This is a genomic window from SAR324 cluster bacterium (assembly GCA_029245725.1).
In the GTDB taxonomy this organism is placed as follows: domain Bacteria; phylum SAR324; class SAR324; order SAR324; family NAC60-12; genus JCVI-SCAAA005.
On record JAQWOT010000146.1, the window covers coordinates 1 to 19,368 of the forward strand.

General features: G+C 44.8%; 18 protein-coding genes. 6 read left to right on the forward strand and 12 right to left on the reverse strand.

The window, feature by feature from the left end; all coding sequences use genetic code 11:
• Window positions 1-88: 88 nt before the first annotated feature.
• The 5 genes from P8O70_06575 to modC all read left to right on the forward strand — a co-directional run bounded on the left by P8O70_06575 (window position 89) and on the right by modC (window position 3,951).
• Window positions 89-460, forward strand: coding sequence for a hypothetical protein (locus P8O70_06575; GenBank protein MDG2196539.1), 372 nt, complete (start codon window positions 89-91; stop codon window positions 458-460).
• Window positions 457-1,281, forward strand: a complete 825-nt coding sequence (locus P8O70_06580) for a hypothetical protein (protein ID MDG2196540.1) — start codon at window positions 457-459, stop codon at window positions 1,279-1,281. The genes P8O70_06575 and P8O70_06580 overlap by 4 nt, the downstream gene beginning before the upstream one ends.
• 121 nt (window positions 1,282-1,402) lie before the next feature.
• Entirely contained in the window at window positions 1,403-2,149 is a 747-nt protein-coding gene (gene modA, locus P8O70_06585; GenBank protein MDG2196541.1) for a molybdate ABC transporter substrate-binding protein, read from the forward strand.
• Between the two features lie 33 nt (window positions 2,150-2,182).
• On the forward strand, window positions 2,183-2,845 hold the full coding sequence (gene modB, locus P8O70_06590; protein MDG2196542.1) for a molybdate ABC transporter permease subunit: 663 nt from the start codon (window positions 2,183-2,185) through the stop codon (window positions 2,843-2,845).
• Window positions 2,845-3,951: a molybdenum ABC transporter ATP-binding protein gene (gene modC / locus P8O70_06595; GenBank protein MDG2196543.1), complete on the forward strand. Its 1,107-nt coding sequence runs from the start codon at window positions 2,845-2,847 to the stop codon at window positions 3,949-3,951. Before modB ends, modC begins: the two co-directional genes overlap by 1 nt.
• Here the strand turns inward: modC and P8O70_06600 are convergent.
• From P8O70_06600 to P8O70_06640, 9 genes are all read right to left on the reverse strand, one after another.
• Complete coding sequence (locus P8O70_06600) at window positions 3,939-4,997, reverse strand: ABC transporter ATP-binding protein (protein ID MDG2196544.1); 1,059 nt, start codon at window positions 4,995-4,997, stop codon at window positions 3,939-3,941. The two genes, modC and P8O70_06600, sit on opposite strands and share 13 nt — an antisense overlap.
• 23 nt (window positions 4,998-5,020) lie before the next feature.
• Window positions 5,021-6,703 carry a DNA repair protein RecN gene (gene recN, locus P8O70_06605; protein ID MDG2196545.1) on the reverse strand — a complete coding sequence of 561 codons (1,683 nt, stop codon included), beginning with the start codon at window positions 6,701-6,703 and terminating at the stop codon, window positions 5,021-5,023.
• Between the two features lie 17 nt (window positions 6,704-6,720).
• The gene (locus tag P8O70_06610; protein ID MDG2196546.1) at window positions 6,721-7,815 is read right to left on the reverse strand and encodes an Mrp/NBP35 family ATP-binding protein; all 1,095 of its coding nucleotides are present in this window, start codon (window positions 7,813-7,815) and stop codon (window positions 6,721-6,723) included.
• An 11-nt stretch (window positions 7,816-7,826) separates the two neighbouring features.
• Window positions 7,827-8,546, reverse strand: a complete 720-nt coding sequence (ubiE, locus tag P8O70_06615) for a bifunctional demethylmenaquinone methyltransferase/2-methoxy-6-polyprenyl-1,4-benzoquinol methylase UbiE (protein MDG2196547.1) — start codon at window positions 8,544-8,546, stop codon at window positions 7,827-7,829.
• Entirely contained in the window at window positions 8,543-9,892 is a 1,350-nt protein-coding gene (locus P8O70_06620; protein ID MDG2196548.1) for a CinA family protein, read from the reverse strand. The genes ubiE and P8O70_06620 overlap by 4 nt, the downstream gene beginning before the upstream one ends.
• Before the next feature lie 10 nt (window positions 9,893-9,902).
• Window positions 9,903-11,456, reverse strand: a complete 1,554-nt coding sequence (locus tag P8O70_06625; GenBank protein MDG2196549.1) for an alpha-isopropylmalate synthase regulatory domain-containing protein — start codon at window positions 11,454-11,456, stop codon at window positions 9,903-9,905.
• An 83-nt stretch (window positions 11,457-11,539) separates the two neighbouring features.
• Window positions 11,540-12,373 (reverse strand): hypothetical protein, encoded by an 834-nt coding sequence (locus P8O70_06630; GenBank protein MDG2196550.1) that lies wholly within the window; start codon window positions 12,371-12,373, stop codon window positions 11,540-11,542.
• Entirely contained in the window at window positions 12,370-13,437 is a 1,068-nt protein-coding gene (lpxD, locus tag P8O70_06635) for a UDP-3-O-(3-hydroxymyristoyl)glucosamine N-acyltransferase (protein ID MDG2196551.1), read from the reverse strand. Before lpxD ends, P8O70_06630 begins: the two co-directional genes overlap by 4 nt.
• Window positions 13,437-14,663 (reverse strand): molybdopterin molybdotransferase MoeA, encoded by a 1,227-nt coding sequence (locus P8O70_06640; GenBank protein ID MDG2196552.1) that lies wholly within the window; start codon window positions 14,661-14,663, stop codon window positions 13,437-13,439. Before P8O70_06640 ends, lpxD begins: the two co-directional genes overlap by 1 nt.
• Window positions 14,664-14,735: 72 nt before the next feature.
• Between P8O70_06640 and P8O70_06645 the strand changes: the two genes are divergently transcribed.
• Window positions 14,736-14,873 (forward strand): hypothetical protein, encoded by a 138-nt coding sequence (locus tag P8O70_06645; GenBank protein MDG2196553.1) that lies wholly within the window; start codon window positions 14,736-14,738, stop codon window positions 14,871-14,873.
• A 68-nt stretch (window positions 14,874-14,941) separates the two neighbouring features.
• Here P8O70_06645 and P8O70_06650 read toward each other — a convergent pair whose 3' ends face one another.
• The 3 genes from P8O70_06650 to priA form a co-directional block, all read right to left on the reverse strand.
• The gene (locus P8O70_06650) at window positions 14,942-15,748 is read right to left on the reverse strand and encodes a phosphatase PAP2 family protein (protein ID MDG2196554.1); all 807 of its coding nucleotides are present in this window, start codon (window positions 15,746-15,748) and stop codon (window positions 14,942-14,944) included.
• Between the two features lie 186 nt (window positions 15,749-15,934).
• Complete coding sequence (locus P8O70_06655; GenBank protein MDG2196555.1) at window positions 15,935-16,804, reverse strand: NAD(P)-dependent oxidoreductase; 870 nt, start codon at window positions 16,802-16,804, stop codon at window positions 15,935-15,937.
• A 71-nt stretch (window positions 16,805-16,875) separates the two neighbouring features.
• On the reverse strand, window positions 16,876-19,287 hold the full coding sequence (gene priA / locus P8O70_06660; GenBank protein ID MDG2196556.1) for a primosomal protein N': 2,412 nt from the start codon (window positions 19,285-19,287) through the stop codon (window positions 16,876-16,878).
• Between the last annotated feature and the right edge of the window lie 81 nt (window positions 19,288-19,368).

Here is a 19,368-nt window from a genome sequence, read left to right on the forward strand (position 1 = left end):
GGTATGAGGAGGATTTTGGCGCGGAAAAGCGACCTCAGAGTGGTATGAAAATCTATTCCCGATCCGGGTCATGAGACTTCCCAAGAAAATGGATCCTGAAGCTGAACTTTGGTCGCAACGTTTGAAACAACTCGAAAAGGATATCCAAACTCAACGGAATGATCTGGAATTTCAAAGATTTTGCTATCGATGTGTAAATTTTTTCAGAAGGAATGAACAACACTGGCAAAAACAGTTAGTATTACAATCAATCCTCAAGAGAGTAGAACCATTTGAGGATCTTTACATTGAAGGACTAAGGGGAGCTCTAGAAAAAGCCATTACAGCGGCTACGGGGGTCAGTCTTCTTGAAGATGTTATGCGGACATTGGTGAATGTACTAATCATTGATAATCTTGGTTCCAAGTTGCCAAGAAAGCTTGGCAACTTGGAACCAACAGCCAGCGCATTAAGACAATGACGCTCAATCAACTGCAACACTTGCATAGGAAAATCGATCAAGATGCTCAACAGATCGATCTTCGAAAAATCCCAACAAGTCTTTTTCAACATCCTGATATGAAAAAGTATGACTTGGTGTTGATTAATCCATGGCGATTTGAAGGAAATAAACTGCCCATTCTGATCTTGGTGCGTACAACAGGGAATCTTAGTCGAAAAGAGGAAAAATCACTCGCGAAACAGCCTCAGAATCAGCAGCGGATTGAGGAAGCTAAGAAGCATCTAAAGAATCTACAAGAACAGATTGATCCGATTCAGGTTGAATTAGACCTCATTGAGGCTGATGACTTTAGCAATGAGAACCAACAAGAAGTTGCGCATTATCAGTATCTTATAAAGTCCAAAAAGCAATTACTTGAAAAAATCCTTCAGAAAGAATCATTGATTCAGGAATTGACAAAACCAATTGATCCCAAGAGGAAAACTCATCTGCAACTACTGAATCTTATGAACTGCGACAGCAAAGAGGAAGGCATTGCTGAGAAAGCCACTTCCATGCTGAAACGAGCATTCACACTTGAAAGCAAGCGAAATGAGGAGGGTATTCATCAAGATATAAAAAAACTGTCAGTGTTCCTAAGACAACATGTCAAGATTGTCAATACTCTGGAGCACATCCAAATTGAGATGAATGAGCTTGAGAGCAACCTCCAGAATTTAATCACAGAAAAAGATTCAGATAACACAAATCTGTGGCGGAGGCCATTCCTAGAATATCAATTAGACAATTTGGAATATTGCATTCTTGAGGAAAAACTGACTGAGCTTGCCAAATCTTAAAAAATTCATTTGTTCTAATTTTTACCCACGGCCATTCGTCAGATAAATCCTCTGTTCCGTCTAGAAATCGTATTCAATTGTTCAAACAAGTATCCCCAAAGCCAGACTCAAAATAAGCAAAATGTTGCTAAAAAAAATTCAGTTTCTGCTCTTATTTCTCTTCTTTAATTTCCACATAGTACATGCTGAGAAATTACTTGTCGCCGTAGCATCCAACTTTGTCGCTCCAGCAAAAGAATTGAGTCAGGAATTTTCCTGGATAACCTCTCATAATGTGAGCCTGAGCTTTGGCTCAACCGGCAAATTATACGCTCAAATCGTCCACGGCGCTCCTTTTCAAGTATTCCTTGCAGCTGACCAAGAACGCCCATTTAAATTAGTTTCAGAAGGTATTGCTGAGAAGGGTAGCCAATTCACTTATGCCCTTGGGCGGATTGTGCTCTATTCTCCAAGGGTGGAAACTGATCAACAACGTTTGGAGATTTTAAAATCGAATGAATTTGCTCGAATGGCGATCGCAAATCCAACGACAGCGCCATATGGCAGAGCAGCATTGGAGGTTCTCCAAAACCTAGTGATCTTGGAAAATCTCAGTACAAGAATTATTCAAGGTGATAACATCGCTCAGACCCTTCAGTTTTTGAGCACTGGCAATGCCGAATTAGGCTTCGTCTCAAGATCTCAGGTTATCAATATTGACCCAGATCTGTATTGGACTATTCCTGCAGATTTACACACCCCAATCCAACAAGATGCTGTGCTCCTACAGAAAGGTCTGGATACAAAAGCTGCCAGAGAATTTCTAGAATTTCTTAAAAGTGATCTTGCAAGAGAAATAATTCAGTCTTTTGGTTATGACTTGGAATGAGATTTCCCCTTGAATGAATGGTTTGATGCTGAGATGTGGGAGGCTACCAAACTCACCCTTAAATTAGCCTTTGTCACCACACTCCTTTTACTGATTCTAGGGACTCCAATCGCTTGGTGGCTTGCCCGTTCAAAGTCATTTATTAAAGAAATTATCGGAACTTTAGTCGCCCTGCCGCTCGTTCTTCCTCCTACAGTCCTAGGCTTCTATCTGCTTTTGCTGCTTAGTCCACAGGGAAATTTTGGTAGCTGGTTATCGCAAGTTTTTGGTTCACCTTTCCCTTTTTCCTTCAAGGGATTAGTCGTTGGATCAGTCATCTACTCACTGCCTTTTGTCGTCCAACCTATTCGGAACTCTTTTGAAGCTATTGGAGAGCATTCATTGGAAGCTGCGGCTAGCCTTCGGGCAAGTCCATTCGATGTCTTTTTTTCAGTTGCCTTACCTCTCGCTAGGCCAGGCATACTAACCGGATCAGTCTTGGGTTTTGCTCACACCGTAGGAGAGTTTGGTGTGATTTTGATGTTAGGTGGAAATATCCCTGGAGAGACCAAAGTTCTCTCAGTAGCGATTTATGATTATGTTGAATCTCTTCAATGGGAAAAAGCCCATGTACTGGCTGGAGGTATGATTGGATTTTCCTTTTGCGTGATCTTGGCAACAACTCTTATCGAACGTCATTGGCGAGAAAAAAAGTAATGAGTAGATTTGAAGCCGAGTTCAAAGGGAGACTTGGAAATTTTGAGGTGGATGTCTTTTTCACTCTACCGCAAACAGGAATTACCGCATTATTTGGTCCTTCCGGCTGTGGTAAAACCACTATCCTACGCTGCATTGCAGGTTTAACTCAGCTAGAGGGTAACTTAGTTGTTGATGGAAAAAGTTGGCAGAATTCTTCTAATTTTTTGCCAACTCATCGCCGCCCAATTGGCTATGTCTTTCAAGATGCGAATCTGTTTCCGCATCTTTCTGTTCGAAGGAACCTTGAATATGGGTTGAGGCGCATTCAAAACACTCAGAAGACCAAGCTATGGGAGGAGATAACGGAAATGTTAGGCTTGGGGGCCTTACTAGACCGTGAACCTAGCAAGCTTTCAGGTGGAGAAAAGCAGCGAGTTGCCATTGCAAGAGCTTTACTCTCTGCTCCAGAAATTCTCTTGATGGATGAACCACTCTCCGCACTGGATCGCTTCAGCAGAATGGAGATTCTACCTTACCTACAAAGGCTCCATCTAGATCTAAAAGTACCAATTGTTTACGTAAGCCATGATTTGCATGAGGTCGAACAACTCGCAGATTGGATGATTCTGCTTAAAAAAGGGCATGTCATTGCCCAAGGCAGTATTTCGGAATTACTAGCTAATCCACAATTACCATTAGCAAGGTTACCAGAAGCAGCTGTAATTCTGGAGGGAGCAATGCAAGATTTTGATTCAAAGTATTGTCTTTCAAAAATAGCAGTTAATGGCGGATCTCTGACTCTATCCCAGAATTTGGGCATGGTTGGAAGCCGTCATCGTTTAAGAATTATGGCAAGAGAAGTAGGGATCGCCAAATCATGGCAAGACGGAGATGCTAGCTTCTTGAATGTTCTATCAGCCATAATATTTGACATTCAACCTTTTGGGGAGCAACAAGCTACAGTATTTTTACGTCTAGGAAAACAAGCCAATGGGGATGTTCTCTTGGCTAGAATCACAAGAAAATCCTGTGATGTACTTCAGTTGAAAGAAGGGGATGAGGTAAAAGCCTTGATCAAAAGTGTGGGGTTGGTGGGTGTTCCAACTGTGGATCAGGCCGGATAGGTTCTGCTGTGTTGGGGTTTAAGTTGCACTGTGTCTCCCAAGAGCCAACTCTCTCTGGATGGAACACTGACACGCAGAACCAAGCCATTCTCATGGCGTACATGCACAATTTTGTGATCACCACGAAAAGAAATCTCCTGAATCCAACCTGCTTGTGAAGTTGTCTCAGGGACTTTTAAAATTTTGATATCTTCTAGTCGAGACATCCATAATTGATCACAGATTTTTGGAAGCTGAGGTATATTTTCAAGCCCAATAGCTGATCCAACAAGCTCTAGGGGTACCAGATTCGCTTCACCCACGAAGGAAGCGACCCAAGCCGTGGCCGGTTCATGGTATACCTCTTCCGGGTTTCCGTTCTGAACAACTTTTCCTCGGGATAGCAAAATCATCCGATCCGCAAATGTGTAAGCCTCCGTCTGATCATGTGTGACCAGAATTGCGCTCACCTTAGCTTCATGCAGAATATCCCGAATATCCTGCCGAATCTGCACTCTTAGCCGATAATCCAGACTATTGAATGGTTCATCCAACAACAACAATCTTGGAGCCGGCGCCAGAGCCCTAGCTATCGCAATCCGTTGTTGTTCTCCACCTGAAAGTTCGTGTGGCATTTTCTTTTCAGAGCCAGATAATTCCACAAGTTTCAGCATTTCCTCCACACGTGAACGTTTTTCGTCCTTTGAACCATTTAGCCCATAAGCCACATTTTTGAAAACATTAAGGTGAGGAAAGAGAGCAATATCTTGGAAGACCATCCCTACACGCCTTAACTCAGGGGCTACCATGTGGTGAACACTACTCATTTCTTCTCCACCAATAAAAATCTCCCCAGCTTGTGGCTCATCCAAGCCTGCAATCAAGTTCAGAAGGGTGGATTTCCCACAGCCAGAGGGCCCAAGTATCGAAAGCAACTCATGGGGTCGTAGATTAAGACTTACTCCATCCACTGGCTTAATTTTCCCGTAGTGCTTAACGAGATTTTTACATTCCAGCAGGAAATCAGATGTAACTGGCGCTAGTTTACGGCTTCGAAAAAATGACATTTTTGAGGAAGAGTCTTTGTAGCTTATGTCGCAGTTGTTGAATGGGATCGCTTTCGCATCTCACGCGCCAATTTTAATGCTTGATTTGTGATCTCCGATCCATCAAGGAGTCTAGCGATTTCCATGATCGCATGTTGCTTGTCCAGATTTTCAATGAAAGTGTAGGCTTGGTCCTTTTCTGTAGATTTAGTCACTGCATAATGGTGTTCAGCAAATGCTGCAATTTGCGGAAGATGGGTAATACAAAGCGTCTGTTGGCGTTTTCCTAAATATGCCAACTTCCTTCCAACTGTCTCTGCAACACTACCACTTATGCCCGTGTCGACTTCATCAAAGATCAGAGTTTCCACAGTGTCTGTGGTTAGGATAGTCTGGATTGCCAACATCACTCTGGATAACTCCCCCCCAGAAGCAATCTTTACGAGGGGACGCAGCGGCTGTCCCGGATTGACAGAGAGCATGAATTCAACTCGATCAGCACCATTTGAGCTAAATGAATCATCATATTTTTTTTCAAAGGAAGTTTCGAATTTTGCCCGATTCATTCCAAGCTCTCTCAATTCCCTACTGATCGCCTCGTCGAGTTTCTTAGCTGCTTTTTTTCTTTCTGACGAAAGATTTGTCGACTGTTCTCTTAAGATTGTGACTAATTCATGAATTTCATTTTCTAAGGCTGACACATCTTCTTCCAGATTTTGGAGACCTTGTAGCTCCGTTTGATGTCGTTCACAGAGTTCTATTAGTTGAGTTGTGTTGGTTACCCTATACTTGCGCTGCATTGTTTGGAGTAAGCTTAAACGATCATTGACCCAAGCCAAGCGTTCAGGGTTGTCTTCAATTCGGTCCTGTCTGTATCTTAATGACTGGCTCAATTCATCAAGCTGAAGAAGTGACTGATCAAGATTCTCTAAAAGTGCCGTGCAACCAGGGTCCATTCGTTCAGCATCTTGTAACTGCCTTTTCAAACTACTCAGTACTTCCAAAATAGATCCATCCTCTTCATAAAGAATGGTCTGCATTCCTACATAAAGGTTCAGAAGTTGTTCCGCATTAGCAAGCATTTTGGACTCTGTCTCAAGATCATCCATCTCTTGCCGCTTCAGGTTGAGGCTGGAAAGCTCTTGAAACTGTGCCTCCAGAAGCATCTGTCTATCCGTACGGTTTGCTAACCGTTCCTGCCACTCTTCCTGCTCACGTCGTTTCCTAGTCCATTTTTTATGAACTTCTCGGAGTGCCCCTCTTGTCGGGAATAGATTGCCAAAGGCATCCAAAAAATCTAAATGATGAGAGGAATCAAGAAGTGCTTGGTTATCGTGTTGACCATGGATATGAACAAGTCCTCGCCCAACTTCTGCAAGCAAGCCCTGAGTGACAGAAGTGTCGTTTAGAAAGCGTTTCTGGCGGTTATTTGTGTTAAGCATTCGGCGAATCAATAGTTCATTTTCATGAGGTATTTCCGATTCACTAAGCAATCGCTTCAATTCAGTTTGTTTTGAAATATCAAATGTTCCCTCCACTAGCGCTTGAGAAGAACCCTGTCGAATTAGTCCAAAATCAGCTCGATCTCCCAACAGTAATTGAAGACCATCAATCATGATCGATTTCCCTGCACCGGTTTCTCCAGTCATGATGGAAAAACCATCAAAAAAATCGATTTCTAGATTTTCAATTGTCGCTAAATTCTGAATCCGCAAATGCAGCAGCATAGTTGCTCATTCTTGATTCAGTAGATGTCGTCGAGGGAAGAGATCACATTATCAGCGATTAGGTGGAAGGCTTCTGCAGCAGGGCTATCAGATGGGGCTTGGTTCATGAGAGGCTTGCCCAGGTCACCTCCTTCACGAACGGCTAGTTCCAAAGGAATAGCACCAAGAAAAGGCACTTCGTATTTGCGGCAAGCTTCTTCAGCGCCATGTTGGCTGAAGATAGCTGTTTTTTCACCACAATGAGGACATTCAAAGTAGCTCATATTCTCCACAATGCCAACGATGGGAATATCGACCTTGGAAAACATATTGATTGCTTTGTAAGCATCCACTAAGGCCATGTCTTGTGGAGTGGAAACCACAACGGCACCAGCCAACTCACAGAGCTGTGAAATGCTGAGTTGAACATCCCCAGTTCCTGGAGGCATGTCGATAATCATTATATCACCACCTGGCCAGGCTGTATCTCGCAAAAGTTGTTCTACTGCCTGATGAACCATCGGCCCTCTCCAGACCATTGCCGCCTCATCATCAATCAGATTACCAATCGACATCGCATGTAAACCCATCACTTCCAGCGGCATCAAGTTTTCTTCCCGTAGTTCTGGTTTCACTCCCCGGAGACCAGTCATAATGGGGAAACTTGGACCATAAATATCAGCGTCAAAAAAACTTACACTAAATCCTTTTTGCTGGAGGGCTAGCGCTAAATTTAGGGATACCGTAGATTTTCCAACCCCCCCCTTGCCACTGGCCACGGCTAAAACCGCATCATAGTTTTGAAGATAAGCAGTTCTTTGTGGCTGCCGAGCGCGTCTGCTGTTCTCTGATTCGGGTGTCGAAGCAGTATCTTCCTCTGATTCATCATCAATGGGGGCCTTTTCCAAGACTTCAACAGCCACTCGAGAAATACTTGGTAAGTTCCGGATATTCTCCTCAATCTGCGTTGGGAGTATTTGACGCAACCTCGACTCTAAGGGCAGAACAATCGTGAATTTGGCGAAGTCATTGTTGACCACACAGCTATGAACAATCTCTGTTTCAGTGAGTGGCCTTCCATCAACTTCGATTTCAGCCAGAACAGACGTAAATTGTTGTTCCAATGATTCCATGATTGCTTCCTTCAGGGAGCAGAGGTTTTGTAAGCGACATGAATTGTCGAGGCACCAAATACAAAATCGTAGTAGTCAGCCTGTTGAAAACCGACTTCAAGTAGTTTCCGCTTCAGGGTTTCTTGATCAGGATACTTCAAAGAAGACTGAGGAAGATAGGTGAACATCTCTTGCTCAGGCATTAGCCATTCACCAATTTTTGGGACCACCTTGAAGAAGTAGAAATGGCTCAAAACATCTATCAATGGCAGCCGTACTTTTCCCACATCCAGACTAACCAAGACCCCCCCTGGTTGCAAGATACGCCTTATCTCCAAGAGTCCCTTCGTGAGATCATCAAGGTTACGCAGTCCATAACCAATAGTCACCGCAGCAAACCAGTCATCCGGGAAAGGTAGGCGAAGGGCATCCCCTTGGATCCATTGAACCGAATCAACCTTTGTCCGATCTGCAGCGATCCCCAACATGGATGCAGCAAAATCAACTCCTGTCACTTCTGCATCAGGATGCTGCTTGATGACAGCCCTTGCAATGTCTCCAGTTCCGCAACAAAGGTCCAGGCAACGTTCTCCTTCCCGAAGACCCGTCTGACGCGCAACAAAACGCTTCCAATAACGGTGCATCCCAAAGGTAATGAGGTCATTGAACCGGTCATACTTCAACGCAATCTCGTTGAATTTGCGGCTAACGTATTGGGCTTTATAATCAGTCGATGGGAGTTGGTAGGTCAATGGCTTACTGAGGTAGGATACCGATCAAGTTGTCTAGAAAGCAATTCAAGAGCAGAGATCGCAAAACGAATCTGGTGTTCCTGTTTGGTGAAGAAGGGATTTTCCTTAACTACCTCATGAATTTGCTCATATGGCTGCTCCGTCATTTCTGACCTTTTGATAAGCACCAGGTGGCAAGCCCCATTCTTATTGCTGCGCAGGGTTCCATCAGGCGGACCAGCCATTCCGTTTTCAGCGAGTACCAAGTCTGCTTCAGTATTTATAATTGCAGCCAAAGCCATCTCCTTTGTCAATTCCTCAGAAAGGCTTGATTCGCGATGCCCCAGAAATCTCCCAATCAATTGCTCCTTGATAGAATTGGCATAAGCGACCTGAGAGCCAAGAACGAATTTGGACGAACCAGGTAGCCCAATCAAGGACCCTGCTATCCGTCCTCCAGTGCTTGTTTCCAGAAAATAGATTTTCGGAGAATTCTTTCTCTCAAAAAGCTGACGAGAGACCTTTCGACTGATTTCTAGGAGATCTCTCTCTAGTTCCTGAATCCTGACTTCCCACTCACTGGCTTCAGCAATTTTATTTGAAAGTCTACTCCCAAGATGCTCATCAAGATGCTTAATTGCCTTGTCAGGCAGATAAGCGGGCAGTTGCTGTCTGCAGGATACAGCTCGACGAATTATCGTTGAGGAAAGATTTAGAAAGCTTTTCAGACCTTTTGGTAAAAGAACCTGGTCCAGAATTTTCTGTTTCAGGGATAGACCCTCACCAAAACGATCAGCAATCCGCTCACCCGGCCGAGATACTACCAGCCATTCCGTCAAGTTTGACATCTCTTTCAAGTCTGCTTCTGAAAAGATTTTGGGATCCTGCATTCTGTTGATCAAGTCACTACCGACCAAAACCTGAATCCGCTTACTTTTGGACTCGCTATTAGACTCGATAGCTGTCCAGATATTTTTGATATTATCCAACAGTCTAACCTGGCCTTCCTTCTTAAATTCACTGATTGAAATGAATAACCCTACTTGGCGAAGACGAAGAATTTCTTCAACTTGATCAACAATGAAATTGAGTCGATTTCCAGCACTTTGATGTAAACTCGCTAGCAAGTCTTGCATCAGTTGGAGGCGGATATCTTTGGGGAGGGTTACTGATCTTTTGAAAGGATCTGGATGATGACCATTAGAGAGGAGGTAAACGACCTTCGATAATTCAGGTCGTTGCCTTAAGGCCAGTTCTGCCAATACAAGGTGGTGATAGCCTGCTGGATTTCCAGTGATGGGAACAAATAGGGTGTTTTGGAAATCAGCATTCTCCGGGCAAGGAGATTCAATAATCCTGGGGTTCACTTGCAAAAAATTAGGCTGCTGGTTCAGCCTCTACTTGATTCTGTAGCATCAGCAAATTTAGCATTTTCAAGGTAGCATTAACTGCTGCCATCACTTGGTCACCATCCACACCAATCGTTTGGAGTCGTCTCTCACCCATCTTCCAGGTGATCACAGCCTCGGTCAACGCATCAGTTTTTCCACTCCTGGGAATCCGGATTTCATAGTCCACCAAGTCAGGACAAATGATTTGACGGCGTTTGAGGATCTTCTTGACGGCATTCATAAAAGCATCATACCCACCAATGCCTGAGCCTGCTTCAGTGTATACCTTTTCGTCCCAACTCAAGCAGACAGAAGCGGTGGACTTAAGATTCAAGCCACTCTGGATGCTGCAACCCTCTAAACGCAATCGTTGATTAACGTTATCATCCAAGACATCAGTAACAATGAAGGGCAAATCCGCTGGAGTCAGATTTTTCTTTGAGTCCCCCAGTTGGACGATTCTTTCGAGTACTTTTCGCAGATTTTTCTCAGAAAGCTGTAAGCCCAGAATCTCCAGATTTTTTACGAGAGACGCTTTGCCACTCATTTTTCCCAGTGCATAACTTCGAATTCTGCCAAAACGCTCTGGCTGAATTGGATTGTGATAGAGACCACCTTTCCTGTCCCCATCAGCGTGAATTCCACTTGTCTGGGTAAAAACATCAGTACCAATGACAGGGGAATTCGTAGCCAATCGCTTACCTGAGAAGGTCTCGATCATCTCGCTCACTGGCACTAAGCTTGTTTCGTCAATGCTGAGGTGAACCCCTAACTTATCACGAAGGACTACTGAAATTTCAGCAAGGGAAACATTTCCGGCTCTTTCACCCAGGCAGTTCATTGTGCAATGCAGGTTACGAATTCCGGCTTTGACTGCATATAGGCAGTTTGCGGTGGCCAAGCCATAGTCGTTGTGAGGATGAAAATCGATTTTAGCCCATGGGAATCGTGAGGTCATGTCTTTCAAGCTATCAAAGACTTCCTCTGGAGATAGCACTCCGAGAGTGTCTGGCAACATAATGTGCTTAATGTCTAACCCCTCCAAGTGCCCCATTAGGTTGTAAACATACTCTGGCTCATCTCGATAACCATTTGACCAATCCTCAAGATATATATTTACCTGCAAGCCTCTAATTTCGGCGTATTCGACCGTTAGACGTATGTCTGCAGCGTGTTCTCTAAGTGTTTTCCGAAGCTGATTCTTGCAGTGATTTTCACTTCCCTTGGTTAGCAAATTCATTACTCTGGCACCAGAGTCGAAAATCCAGTCGACACTTCTCTTGTGATCACAAAAACCGAGAACTTCTACACGATCCAGAAACCCTTGGTCACTTGCCCAATCTGCTATGTTTTGAACAGCTTCTTGTTCTCCCTGTGAAATTCTCGCTGAAGCAATTTCCAGTCTATCAACCCCAACTCTCTGAAGCAGAGCTTTGGCGATATTCATCTTCTCAGAAGGTGTAAATGAGACTCCTTGAGTCTGCTCACCATCACGAAGAGTTGTGTCCATCAAAGAAATATGTTCACCAGCGAGATCCATTGCTTCATCCTTCTAAGAAATTCTGAAAAATCAGACTTTACCATGCTCTTACCATGTGTGGCAACCGCTCTTTAAAGTTTTACTTAATCTTCCTCTTCTTGCTTGAGGGTCTGAAATTCCAAGCCCTTGAATTCCCAATGGGGTAAGGGCTTTTTTACCAAGGCAAGCACGACCTCAAAGATCTGGACCTCCGCATCTTGGTTTACTCTGAAACGAACTCTGGAATCTTCTGCAGCTTCCCTGAAATCAAGATGTAATTCCGGCTCCTCTAATTCAAATCCTGCAGCCTTCAATTCTAGGTATCTTGGATCCTCCTTGACGACCTCATAGGACACCTGAAAAGCTGAGGTCTTGCGCATGTTTGGTTGCTGCAGACCCAAGGCAATGATGAAAAAACCAAAGAACAACAAGTTTGAAAGAAGCAGGCGGCGCATTGGGCGCATCGCATCTGGATTATCAATGACTACCGTTCCTGCTAACCGATCTCCCAAGCGCCTTCCGTAGGAATCTCGAAAGATTTCCCAAGCTTCCCAAGGTAGGATGAATAAGCTCAAATTACGTTTGAATAACCGGTCTTTCGGCACTGTTTCATTAAGATTTTCAATTTTACGCAAACACATGCCCAACATGCGTTTCCCAGGGCTGCCGTTTTTTGAAAGATCTCTAAATACTAAAAAGAGCATGGCCCCACCATAAAACCAAGTGAGGTCTAACCAGCTACGAGCCTGCTGCTTAAGGTCCCAGTGTTCCTGCCGAAAAAGGCTGTCTAGTGTATTAAGGATCAAAATGATGAGAACAATATCTATCAGGAGACCAAATAGGCGCTTCCCTTGGGAAGATGCCCTGATGCGTGAAGGAGCGTCGGAATGAACCGCAGAAGGGTTTTCCGATTCAACAGTGGAAGATTCCTCCGTCATGATAAACGAGATTCTACTTTTTTGAGGCGGTCAAAGAGTTCTTCTAGTCGGTGAATCAATGCCTGAGTTTTGCGCCACTGAGAAACTGGTCTGGAGGGCATTCCACCCACTACCTCCTTATCGGAGATATTACTGGTAATCACCGAGCGCGCAACCGCTGTCACATGATTACCAACCTGAACATTATCTCTAATTCCGGTTTGCCCACCCATAATCAGATGATGCCCAATTACCGCACTTCCTCCAATGGCTGATTGGGCAGAAATCAGCGCATGCTCTCCAATCACAACATTGTGAGCAATTTGAACCTGATTATCAATTTTGCTCCCTGCCTTGACAACAGTGTCTGCAAATCGGGCTCGATCCACCGTAGTATTAGCTCCAATTTCAACGTCATCTTGAATCACCACCCGACCCACCTGTGGAATTTTCTGATTTACACCCTCTCTCTGAAAATAACCGTGCCCGTCTGCCCCAATTACTGATCCACTCTGGAGGATCACCCGATCACCAATGATACAGTCTTCCTGCACCACAACTTTTGGAAAAATTTCACAATTCTCCCCAATCACAGCATCAGTCATCAAGACACAACCAGCATGTATAATGCTGCCTGATCCAATTCGAACTCCATCATAGAGTACCACTTGCGGGCCTACCCAAACATTTTCTCCAACTTGAACATTTTCGCCTAAAGTTGCTGTGGGATGAACTTGGCCTTCTGGCTTTTGCTGAGAATGCAACAGGGCTGTTACTTTAACATGAGCTGCCAGCGGATCATGGGCAAACAGAAAATTTCGACCCTCAGCGTTGGTGCCTGCTGGAACAATCACCGCAATCTCATCACCACTGATTTCCTCTTCATGATGTTGTTTTCGATGAACTCCTCTCGGAGTAGGGACACTGCTCAATCCACTAGCGGAGGCCAAATAAGCTACCCCTCCAGGTTTCAGTTGATCCAGCCCACAGGCATGAGTTAATTTCAGGGAGGGTTCACCACTAAAGGGTAAATCTAGTTGACGAGCTAGTTCTTCAAGCGTGATTGTTTGCCGAATGCGTTTCATTAACCAAATAAAGCAAAACGATGTGCAAGAGGTCGAACACTGACTGACTGCCCAGATCGTAAAGGTTGGGAATCCCCCGGCATGTGAATCAGCGAGTTAGCCTGTGCTATCGAGGCAATACTAAAAGAACCTTGTTGAGGTACAGGACGAACCCAATCAGTACCATCAAGATGGTACCAGCGGGCTCTTAAAAGTTGCAGTCTCTCTGAGGTTTCATCAAAATCCTCAGAGATTTTTGCTGATCGCATCGGTACTTCCAGTTGTTGGTGACCAAGACATTTACGCAGAAACGGCCTGACCAATTCTTCAAAAAGAACGAACGTGGAAGCTGGATTACCCGGCAATCCAAAAACCTTTGTGTCTCCAAGATGTCCAAAGTAGAGGGGCTTACCAGGTTTGATTTTGACCCGCCAGAAAATTTCTTCGACTCCTAATTCTTTTAAAGCAGCCTTAACAAAATCTGAGTCACCAACCGAGACACCTCCTGATATCAACAAAGCATCCGCTTTCAGCGCCTCATCAAGAACTTTGATTGTACCTTCTAAATCATCAACTACCCGGTGCAGTCTCGTTACCTCACAAGCCTCTGTTTGGAGCAGAGCTTCAAGCAAAAAACTGTTTGCCTCACGAATTTGACCAGGTCCAGGTTTGATGGTTGGATCAACCAGTTCTGTTCCCGTAGACAAAATATTTATCTTCAGCCTTCTGTGCAATGGGACTTCAACCAGACCTTGGGCCGCCAGCAAGGCGAGATGCGTTGGGGCAATCGTTGTTCCGACTGGAAACAGAGGGTCTCCAATGGACATGTCTCGCCCCCTACGACGAAGGTTATTGCCACTTTTTGTGGAATGCGAGAAATAAACTTTCTCACCATTCCTCACAACCTGTTCTCGCATTACCACAGCATCTGCACCTACAGGCAAGGGCGCCCCCGTAGCAACTTGAATGCATTCCCCTTCCTGCAGAGAGATCGTGTCTAATCGACCAGCGAAAATATATTCCTGGCATCGTAGAGCTATTGGATTTCCTTCAGTAGCTTTAGCGATTTCATTCAATTTTACTGCGTAGCCATCCACTGCTGAATTATCGAAAGGAGGCTGATCTTCCAGAGCAACAAGATCTTCAGCTAGGGCTCTTCCGACTGCGTTTCTAAAATTAACTTTTTCTAATTCTTGTGCCCGAGCGTGCGCAAGAATGGTGACTTTGGCTTCTTCGTAAGTTAGCATAATTTAGTTAATTTAATGGACAACCAGCTAGAGTCCAAAGCACTATCCATTCCAAGAAAAAGAGGATCAAACATGGTGGCATTTCTGAAGAATTACGTAGATGTACTGAAGAATATGCACGAACATCATCGGCTCTACTTCTTCATTCACGCGTTCATGTTGATCTCCGCCTCCTTGGTGTTTCTAATTCTTCTATTCAGTATGATTTGAAAACTTTTCCCTTTTCATCTTTTTGAATGAATCTATATAAATTCATAAGAATTCTTGTGATCTTGACATCAATCGTGCAACCAGTCAAAGATGCCTGCATAAAGTCGTTGAATCCTCAGGAAACCCCAAGTCATTAGAAGCGCTCCGACTGGAGCTAACCCCAGAAAATAGGGAACTGACTGCAGTTGTACAGAGCGTAACCCCCAAAACCAGCAGATCAATCCCAGAATCACTAGAAAGCCCCAACCACAAAGTTGCAGCTCCCAGAGACGTGGCATCTCAGGTAGCTTCTTGTTCCTGCGGAAATAGGCCCTCTGTTGGGGAACTTTCAAAAAATCGAAATAGAGCCAGTAAGCTATCAATGCCACAGGTCCGAAAATTCCAAGACTATCACTGATCCAATGATGAGCCGTCATTGAACGAGCTACTGCCATACCTACAGCTAACACAATACAGCCAATTGCCCAACAGATAGCTAACTGTGGCTTTCGGTACTTGTAGTCTGTTAACCAAATTACAGATAGGAGCATCGGCACAAGGACCACCGCAGTATGCCCACTCGGAAAACTACCTCTGTAGATTCCTTCTGCAATGTAATGTGGCCCAAATTCATACCATTCACTAAACGGCCACTGCTTGTCCCAAACAAGATGTGGGCGAGCCCTGCCGATGATCCATTTAAGGCAGTGAACATAACCCAATCCTCCTGCAAGGGTTGTTGTGATAATGAACCCCAAAAAGGGACGCCACTCCCGCAGGCGCTCTGATGCGTTGAATTTCCAAGCTCTGAAGTAGAGTAGGAAACTAGCTAGGACAAACAGAATGGCGGGATCACTTCCTCCCGGCAAAGAGCCCTCAAAGAGGGTGCGGCCCATCCATTCTCCGAAAAGATCCGACCGATTTTCTCTTAACCACCGAGTCCACTCCTGATCAAACTGACCCAAGTAGCTCAGCCATATTAGACTGAGCAAGGTCAACAGAAGATAGAACTTATATTTCTGCCAGAATAGTTCAGCAGGACTGGGTGGTGGAAGAGGTGAGAGTGGCACGAATCCGAATGATTATTTTGGATCTTGTAACAACTTGAGCAAACTAGATGTATCCCAGCGTCCTCCACCCAAAGCTTGAACGCCAGAGTAAAATTGATCGATCATCGCAGTTCCGGGTAGCTGAGCACCGTTTTGCCGGGCTTCATTGAGCACAATCCCCAAATCCTTACGCATCCAATCAACAGCAAAACCAAATTCGAATTCATCAGCCACCATGGTCTTGTGTCGGTTTTCCATTTGCCATGATTGTGCAGCTCCTTTTGAAATCACCTCGATCACAGCCAACGGATCCAACCCTGCTCGCTGTGTGAAATGAATGGCTTCTGCCAAGGATTGAACAACCCCTGCGACGCAGATTTGATTGACCATCTTCGTTAGTTGACCGGAGCCAACTTCTCCAAGTCGTTTGACTGATCGTGCATAGGCTTGAATGACAGGCTCAGCTTGATCGTAGTTTGCCTGATCTCCACCACACATCACAGTCAGAATCCCGTTTTCAGCACCACTTTGACCCCCAGAAATTGGCGCATCCATAAATCCGACTCCCAAGGAAGCTCCCACACCCGCAAGTTCCCTCGCCACAATTGCTGATGTGGTCGTGTGATCAACCAGTAAGGTTCCTTTGTCCATACTACGGAAGGCACCCTGCTCTCCATTTACTACCTGACGGAGATCGTCGTCATTACCAACACAGGTAAACACAATTTCAGCTCCTTTTGCAGCTTCTGAAGGAGTACTTGCACTTGTTCCACCATGCTGCTGAACCCAATTTGCGGCTTTTTCTGCTGTACGGTTATAAACACATACCTCGTGACCAGCTTTTACCAGATAGCCAGCCATCGGGTAACCCATCACGCCCAGTCCCAAAAAACTTACTTTCATTTCATACTCCATATCTATTTGCCAATACTCCCCCACCACGACTTCGAGATGGGCCGAATTCATTCATATTGTCACATCAAATGTTGTGGGTCGATATCAAGAATAATGTTTTCTTCTCGACTACAGATCAAGGGTTCTGGACCGAGAAGTGATTTTTCAAAAATTCTTCGAATCAATCCTGCAGAGGAAGCCTTAATCAATACCTGCCATCGGAAGCGATGGTTAATACGTCGAATCGGTGCTTCGGCCGGTCCCTGACAGATTACTTCCCCTTGGCCGTTTGATCTTAAATTTTGCCGAAGAGATAAGGCAAGATCCTTAGCTCGATGCTCATCTCGAGAAATACAGAGCACACTTGCCAGGCTCAAAAATGGAGGCTGCCTGAATCTTTCTCGTAGTGGTAACTCCTGATTCACAAAAGATTCGTAATCTTGAAGTTGAGCGGTTAGCAAACTGTGATGATGAGGATTGTTTGTCTGAATCAAAACCCGGCCTGGCTTCTCACCTCGCCCAGCTCTGCCAGCAACTTGAGTGAGTAGTTGGAAAGTCCTCTCCGCTGAGCGAAAATCTGGCAAATTCAACCCCAAATCGGCCAAAAGCACTCCCACTAAAGTCACATTAGGGAAGTCATGTCCCTTGGTAACCAGTTGAGTACCAATGACGATGTCGACTTCATGACTTTGAATCTTCTGCTGCATTTCGCTCAACGCATGCTTTCCATGTAGCGTATCACGATCCATCCTGAGCAGCCGGGCTTCAGGGAAAACGACACGAAGATCTTGCTCAATCTGTTCTGTACCAGTTCCCACCAATCGCATGGCCGTCTGCGTTCCACAATTAGGACAGATCTTCGGAAACGTTTGGTTGTAATCACATTGGTGGCAGCAGAGTTTTTCGCTGCTCTGATGATACACCAAGCTCAAACTACAGGCATCACAATTAATTGTATTCTCACATTCTGGACACTGAACGACTGGAGCATATCCTCTTCGATTCAGAAAGAGAATTGCCTGGTCTTTTTTCTGAAGGCAGATCCGAAGAGCCTCAACGAGTTCCTTTGTAAAGAAGTAGCAACCAGACTGTCGAGGCTGCTGGCGCAGATCTAGTAGCTCAACCTCAGGAAGCTTTGCTCCGATCAGGGCTCTGGATGGCAGTTCTAGCAAATGGTACTTTCCTGTCCTGCCATTTTGCCATGATTCAATTGACGGAGTTGCCGAACCCAAGATAACCGTTGTTTTTTCCTGGAAAGCTCGATAAACAGCAACATCACGACCTTGATAACGTGGGGACTCACCTTGCTTGTAAGATTGGTCATGCTCTTCATCGATGACGACTAGCCCAAGGTTCTGCAAAGGCGCAAAAATGGCGCTACGAGCACCAATTGCGATTTTGGCTTGTCCCAATTGAATACGTGACCATTCATCAAATCGTTCCCCATCATCCATTCCACTGTGAAGAACAGCCACAAGATCCCCAAATCTTTCACGAAAGCGATTGACCAATTGTGGCGTTAAGGAAATTTCAGGAACAAGCACCAAGGCTGTCTTTTCCAAAACAAGGCATTTTCTAACAGCGTGAAGGTAGACCTCTGTCTTCCCACTTCCCGTCACACCATGCAGAAGAAAGGCTTTGTATTTTTTGGAGTCCAGACTTTGTTCAATCAGTGTCCAAACATTATGCTGATCCTCCGAAAGTTTTCGAAAGTCCGTAGGTGTCGGTAGACCTTGTGGCAAAAATCTTCTGAAAACTCGTTCTTCGAAAGTTTCGACAACTTGTTCCTCGACCAGTTGCTTCAATAAAGAAGCTGGAGCTTTGGTTTCATCACGGAGGTTAAGCCAAGGTACTGAGTCGCACTTTAGCAATATTTCTAGTAAGCGTTGACGTTTAGTTTTCTTACGACTTGATTTGCCAAGCTTATCAGAAGGAGTGTTTTTCAGCCTGACCCAGCGTTCTGTCTTAATTTTTGCTCTTTGTTGCACAAGATGACGCTGCACTTTAAGCACTCCGCTATCTAGCCAACACTGGCGGAGTTCTTCATCGGTTGCGGAGGGCTTCAACTCCTTCCATTCCTGGTCTGTCCAGCGCTCCTTCTTTAGCAGACCAGAAAATTTTTCTGATAGATCTGAGTTCTGATCTGGTCTTGAGGGTCCCCACGAATATTCACTTTGCAAATGAACTCCTAACCCCCCAGGCAAAGCAGTCTGCAAGACTTCCCCCCACCCACAGAAATAGTATTCTGCAACCCATTTGGTCAGATCCAAGAGTTCCCTGTTGATGATCGGATGCTCATCCAGCAACGCTAAGACCTGTCGGACACTGTCAAATTCAGATTTTTCTTTGATCCCAACAATCAAACCACACTTTTTTTGACGTCGAAAAGGGACCAAAACCCGTTGTCCTAATTTGGGCCCATTCCATCCTGCAGGCCACTGATAGTCAAAGACTTGGCGAAGAGGAATGACGAGAGCAATTTCTACGATCACGAGGGTAAATTCTTAGGAGATTGTGAAATTGGAGATTGAAACTTCCCTTGGAATGAACGATTGCAAGCAGTGAATTAACAA

Bases quoted from the DNA above. Each gene is read 5' to 3' on its own strand.
- P8O70_06575 (MDG2196539.1), top strand. From the start codon at position 89: ATGGATCCTGAAGCTGAACTTTGGTCGCAACGTTTGAAACAACTCGAA.
- P8O70_06580 (MDG2196540.1), top strand. From the start codon at position 457: ATGACGCTCAATCAACTGCAACACTTGCATAGGAAAATCGATCAAGAT.
- modA (MDG2196541.1), top strand. From the start codon at position 1,403: ATGTTGCTAAAAAAAATTCAGTTTCTGCTCTTATTTCTCTTCTTTAAT.
- modB (MDG2196542.1), top strand. From the start codon at position 2,183: ATGTGGGAGGCTACCAAACTCACCCTTAAATTAGCCTTTGTCACCACA.
- modC (MDG2196543.1), top strand. From the start codon at position 2,845: ATGAGTAGATTTGAAGCCGAGTTCAAAGGGAGACTTGGAAATTTTGAG.
- P8O70_06600 (MDG2196544.1), bottom strand. From the start codon at position 4,997: ATGTCATTTTTTCGAAGCCGTAAACTAGCGCCAGTTACATCTGATTTC.
- recN (MDG2196545.1), bottom strand. From the start codon at position 6,703: ATGCTGCTGCATTTGCGGATTCAGAATTTAGCGACAATTGAAAATCTA.
- P8O70_06610 (MDG2196546.1), bottom strand. From the start codon at position 7,815: ATGGAATCATTGGAACAACAATTTACGTCTGTTCTGGCTGAAATCGAA.
- P8O70_06625 (MDG2196549.1), bottom strand. From the start codon at position 11,456: ATGGATCTCGCTGGTGAACATATTTCTTTGATGGACACAACTCTTCGT.
- P8O70_06630 (MDG2196550.1), bottom strand. From the start codon at position 12,373: ATGACGGAGGAATCTTCCACTGTTGAATCGGAAAACCCTTCTGCGGTT.
- lpxD (MDG2196551.1), bottom strand. From the start codon at position 13,437: ATGAAACGCATTCGGCAAACAATCACGCTTGAAGAACTAGCTCGTCAA.
- P8O70_06640 (MDG2196552.1), bottom strand. From the start codon at position 14,663: ATGCTAACTTACGAAGAAGCCAAAGTCACCATTCTTGCGCACGCTCGG.
- P8O70_06645 (MDG2196553.1), top strand. From the start codon at position 14,736: ATGGTGGCATTTCTGAAGAATTACGTAGATGTACTGAAGAATATGCAC.
- P8O70_06650 (MDG2196554.1), bottom strand. From the start codon at position 15,748: ATGGGCCGCACCCTCTTTGAGGGCTCTTTGCCGGGAGGAAGTGATCCC.
- P8O70_06655 (MDG2196555.1), bottom strand. From the start codon at position 16,804: ATGAAAGTAAGTTTTTTGGGACTGGGCGTGATGGGTTACCCGATGGCT.